Raw genomic sequence first — 5839 nt, forward strand, 5'->3', positions numbered from 1 at the left:
AATACTGCGCCTTCAAGTTTAGTGCCATCGATGTCATCTACTTTAGAAAGTTCCACTGCACCTTTTGTTAGAGCGTTTTTAGCTGTAACGTGAAGAATTTCAGTTTGGCTTTTCTTAATTGTAAATTCAATCGTTGTTTTATTTAAATCGTAATGTTCAGGAGCAGCTGTTTCAATAAATTTATACGTACCAGGACGTAGGTTTTCAACAACAATTTTTCCTTCATCATTTGTTTTTAATCCTTCTTTAACTACTTCTCCGTCTGCATCTAATAAATTAAATACAGCATGAGCGAGCTTCGTATCAGTATCAATATCGTCAATTTTTGTTAATTCAACGCTACCTTTTTTCAACGTGTTTTTACCTGTAACAGTAATTTTTTTCGTTTGACTTCTTTCAATTGTAAATGGAATCGGTGTTTCGTCTAACACATAATGTTCAGGAGCAGCTGTTTCAACAAACTGATAGTCACCCGGACGTAAGTCAGAAACCGAAATTTCGCCTTTGTCATCTGTAACAAGGTTTGTACGAACTTCCTTACCGTTCATATCAACAATTTTAAATACTGCATCTTTCAGCATTGTACGATCGATGTCATCTATTTTTGTTAAAATGATGCCGCCTTTCGTTAAGCTGTTAGTAGCGGTAACGGTAATGTTTTCTTGTTGACTTTTTCCGATAGTGAACGGAATAGGATTTTTGCTTAAATCATAGTCTTTTGGAGCTTTTACTTCAATAAATTGATAGTCACCCGGGCGTAAATCAGAAGCAGAAACTTTACCCTGTTCATCAGTAGTTAACCCTTTACGAACGACCTTTTTAGTATCATGAGCATCAACAATGATAAATTCTGCACCTTTAAGTGTAACGCCATCAACGTCATCTACTTTAGTTAAAGTAACGCCACCTGTAAGTAAACTATTTTTTACAATTACAGGGACTGGCAGATCATCCTTGCTGCCTTTTTTAATCGTGAACTTAATAGGTGTTTGATCTAATTTATAATGCTCAGGAGCTGATGTTTCAATAAATTGGTAATCTCCTGGTGCTAAATCAGGAATAACTAGTACTCCATAATCATCTGTTTTTAAATCTTTTGCAATTTCTTTGCCAGTTGCATCTTGTAATGTGAATACTGCGCCGGCAAGAGCAATACTACTTTCCACATCATCTTCTTTAATAAGTTTAACTTTTCCTTTCGTTAAACTATTTTTAAATGTAAGTGGAAGAAGTTTTTGTTGTCCTTTTTCGATTGTAAATTCAATAGGTTCTACATTTACATCGTAATAAGTTGGAGCCTTTGTTTCGATAAGTGTATAGTTACCAGGACGTAAGTCGTCTACAACTAGCATTCCTTTACTATTCGTAACAAGTTCCGTACGAACAACTTCATTCGTATCTCTATTAACGATTTTAAATACTGCACCTTCAAGTGTTTCCTTTTCATCTGCAGCATTCACTTTTGTTAATTCAATACCGCCTTTTGTTAAGCTGTTTTTAGCAATAACAGTAGCTGATGTTGTTTGACTTTCTGTAATTGTAAATTTAATCGAATTTGTATTTTTATCGTAATACTTTGGTGCTGTTACTTCGATAAATTTATAATCGCCTGGGCGTAAACCAGTAGCGATAGCTTTACCATCCGCACCAGTTGTTACATTTTCGCGAATGACTTTCTTTTCATCATTCGCATCAACAATTTTAAATACTGCACCTGCAAGAGCTGTACCATCGATATCATCAACTTTCGTTAATTCAACATCTCCTGGTTTTAAAGCATTTTCAGCTTTCACAAGTAGAGTTTCTTTCTGATTTCTATCGATTGTAAATTCAATAGGTTCTGCTCGTAAAACGTAATGTTCAGGAGCAGCTGTTTCAATAAATTTGTACGTACCAGGACGTAAATTACTAACTTTAAATTTCCCCTTTTTATCGGTAGTTAAGTTAGTGTGAGGGGGAACTTCATTATTATTTGCATCGACAAGCTTGAATACTGCACCTTCTAGCGGCTTTTTCTCACCAAACTCATCAACTTTTAATAATTCCACTTCTCCTGTTTTTAAACTGTTTGTTGCCGTAACGGTAGCTAAAGATTGTTGGCTTTTGTCGATTGTAAACGTAATAGGATCTGTGTTTAACGTATAATCCTGTGGAGCTTTCGTTTCAATAAATTTATACGTGCCAGGCTCTAAGTCTTTAACAGTTACTTTGCCATCTGCGCCAGTTGTTACATTTTCGCGAATGACTTTCCTTTCATCATTAACATCAACAATTTTAAATACTGCGCCTGCAAGAGCTGTGCCATCGATATCATCAGCTTTTGTTAAAATGACGCCACCTTTAGTGAGGTGATTTGTCGCTGTAACAGTAACTGCGTTCTTTTGACTTTTTACAATTGTAAACTCAATTGGTTTTTTATCTATGTCATAGTCTTTTGGAGCTTTTTCTTCAACAAATTGATAGTCTCCAGGACGTAAATCTTTTGCTTCAATTTGTCCTTGAGCATTTGTCGTTAATTTTCTATAGCCAGGGATTATTTTGTTATTTCGGTCTCTTACACTGAACTCCGCACCTGCTAAAGTTTTTCCGTCTTTATCGACTTTTGTTAAAATGGCCGATCCTGGAATCAAACTGTTTGTTACAGGGCGGTTTATTACTGTTGTTTGATCTTCTTCGATTTTGACCTCAATCAGTTGACCATCTAATTTATAATGTTCAGGAGCCGTTGTTTCTTGTAAGTAGTACGTTCCTGGTTTTAAATTATCTACAGTAATTTGTCCTTGAGCATTTGTTGTTAATTTTTTATGTTCAGGAATAACTTGTTTGTTTTGATCTAGTAAAGAGAAAACAGCATGTTCAAGTTTTTCCCCGCTCTTAGCATCAGTTTTTGTAAGTACTACTTTCCCGACAAATTTCTTATTTGTAAGGGTATATTTTGTAATTTCTTCAGAACCTAGCTCAACAAGTATACCTTCTTTTAATGCTTTACTAATTACATAACCTTTAGGTGCTTTCGTTTCTTTAATCATATATTTATCACGTCGTAAGTTGTTAAACTTAGCGATACCGTCATCACCTGTTGTAATTGTTCGAATAGCGGTTGTACCTGTTTGATCATATAAAGTAAATTCTGCTCCGGCTAATGGCACTGTTTGATCTTTATCATCAACCTTTATAATTTGAAGGCTTCCGCGTCCTTTACTAGCAGAACCACCACCTGATCCTGTAGATACTTTAACAACTACGTCTTCAGTAGTTTTCGTTTCCTCTAGTACTAAACGGTGACCAGTAATATTAGCTTTATTGCTTACTGTTTCCATATGATCTGCATTAATGAGTGAGCGATATTCTAAAATATAAGCTCGATCAATCGTATGAAGGAATTCAACTTTAAATTGTTGTTTCCCTGTATTGTTGTCTGTTATTACTTTGAGTTTATAGTCTGTTCCTTCTTTTAATTCATTTGTTGTATCTTTCGTTAAAGTGCCATCCACGGCTACTGTTGTCGGGTATAGGTGGAAGGACTTTTCATCAAGCATTTGATTGTCTGTCGGTTCATCTGTTACGACTGCATTTTCAATAGTTGATTGACTAGGGTTAATAGAAACGCTCCAATCAATGTACTTGTCATTTTGTTTTGCTTTTTTCATAACCCCGCTACCGCCATTTGTGATTTCAAATGCACCATGAACAGTAGTAACAGTTTTCGATCCATCTTTTAAATCAGCATAATTATCATAGCGCTTATTAATTTGTTCGCCTGCGAGTGAAGTTTTAAAGCTAACATAATAAGCAGAATTAATTTCGTTTTTAAAATGAATCGTTAATGTATTGTTGTTATCTTTTGTTGGATTTTCTATCGTATAATCGTCAGGTGAAACGGGTGTACCTACTTTAAATCCATGCGCACCACCGGTTAATTCCATATGGTAAACCTCAATGGAGCCTGGTATAAGTTTTTGATTATTTTTTAATACGTCAACGATAGAAGGGTCCTTAATCTTCATATTATTATAGTTAAACCCTATGTCCCATTTAATTTCTTTCGTTTGGGCATTGTAAGAGCCGTATTTAAATCCGTTTCCTTTTGTGTAGTAATCAGGATCAAATGTATCGTCGGATGAACTATTTTTCTTTTTATCATTTATGTCTATCCATGATAGATTTGCTGTATTTTTGAATGATTTATTATCCTTCTCTTTGGATAGATTCTCGTAATTAAAGTCTGTTGTGTATGTGATAGTTAAAGTTTTATCCATATTAGACTTGTAAATACCAGCTAGTTTCACTTCGAATCCTTTATCAGTTACATGAAGTGTGTAGTCATGTCCTAATTTAAGTTCATTTGATCCGTCAGTAATCTTGAAACTATTTTCCTGTAACGTTAGACCACCAAAGTCGAATGTATCCTTGATAACAGCATCGTTTAACACGTAATTGTTATCATTTACAATAATTGTCCATTTGGTTGTTTTCGCATTGTAATCTGTATCGCCTGCATTTTTATTATGTTTCTTGATGATGTTTTGTTGTTGTAATGTAACTTTATCTGTTTTACTTGAACCACCATCTGCGATAATTTTATTTTCGATTTCTCCATCTGTGATGACATCACTCGCGGCCTTTGATGTGTAAGTAATCACATAGGCACTATCAATATCAGTAGTAAACTGTAAATCAAATCCCTCAGTCGTTTCTTTTATTGTGAAGTTTGTAGCATCGTCACCAGTGACAATTTGCCCACTATCATTATAAGAAGCATTTTTTACAACAATAGAACTTCGATCAACTTTATGATTCTTATCTAGAATATCTTTTAAAAGAGCAGCCTCTTTTTTGATCTTTTTTTGGTCACCGTTATAAGTGATCGTCCATTCGATTGTTTGTGTTTTTGGGTTGTACTTGCTAGTTTTTTCTAGATGGGTACCGCGTGAAACAGTTACAGTTGCATTTGCAGATACATCTTTTTGGTTCTTGCTGGATACTTTTGCGTTGTTTTTGAAACTTGTAACACTTTCATCTGTAATCTTTGTCGCATATTCAATTTCATATGCTTTACTCGTTTCATTTTTAAAAGCGATATTTAATTTATCAGAGGATGAAGTAAGTTCATATTCTTCTTTAGGAACTTCTGCACCACGAGTTGTATTCCCGTTAATATCTACTTCTAAATAATAAACCTTAATAGAATCTTCATTTAGGCTTGTTCCTTTTGGAATGTCATCTTGAAAGACGGCATTTGTAAGCTTATCTTTCGTCTTGTTCATTTCTACTTTCCAATTAATTTGATTCGTATTAATCGGTCTGTCAGGCACACCTTTTTTATTTATAGAGTTTGTTACTTTAGGTTTGAAATCAAGTTCAATAACAACCTCTTTTTCTTTAATAGGGAATGGGATTTGTTTTTCTGTAGTCCCTGTAATTTTTACTTCATTAAACTCCGTACGAATGTTTAAATGTCCAGCTATATCAGGATGATCTTCAACATACTCGTTAAAAGTCATCGTTACTTTGCCATCAGGCGTAACAACGAATGATCCAATCGTATGCCCTTTTCCATCTATTAAATCTTGTGTAATGGTATTGTGGACAATAAAGTATTCTGGGAGTTGGAAAGTAAAGTAATCACCTTCTTTGACGTTCAGCGATTTCAAGACTTCCCATGTAAAATCGATTTGGGTAATAGAATTTGGATTTGGACGATTATCCGTATCATTAAATGGCTTACCGTCTTTATCCGTTAATGTGACACCTGTTAAAATATTTTCTGTAATTTGCTTAGGTGATGGATCCGGATTCTCAACAGGTTGTTCTGTTGTGTTATCACCAGGATTTTTCG

The 5839-nt window shown here is 34.6% G+C and carries 1 protein-coding gene; it reads right to left on the reverse strand.

Annotated features, from left to right (window positions below):
- On the reverse strand, positions 1-5839 hold a 5839-nt coding region (locus tag MR113_RS26610), incomplete at both ends, for a SpaA isopeptide-forming pilin-related protein (protein WP_242257417.1).

It is taken from the genome of Bacillus cereus group sp. BfR-BA-01379, assembly GCF_022663605.1.
GTDB lineage: Bacteria > Bacillota > Bacilli > Bacillales > Bacillaceae_G > Bacillus_A > Bacillus_A mobilis.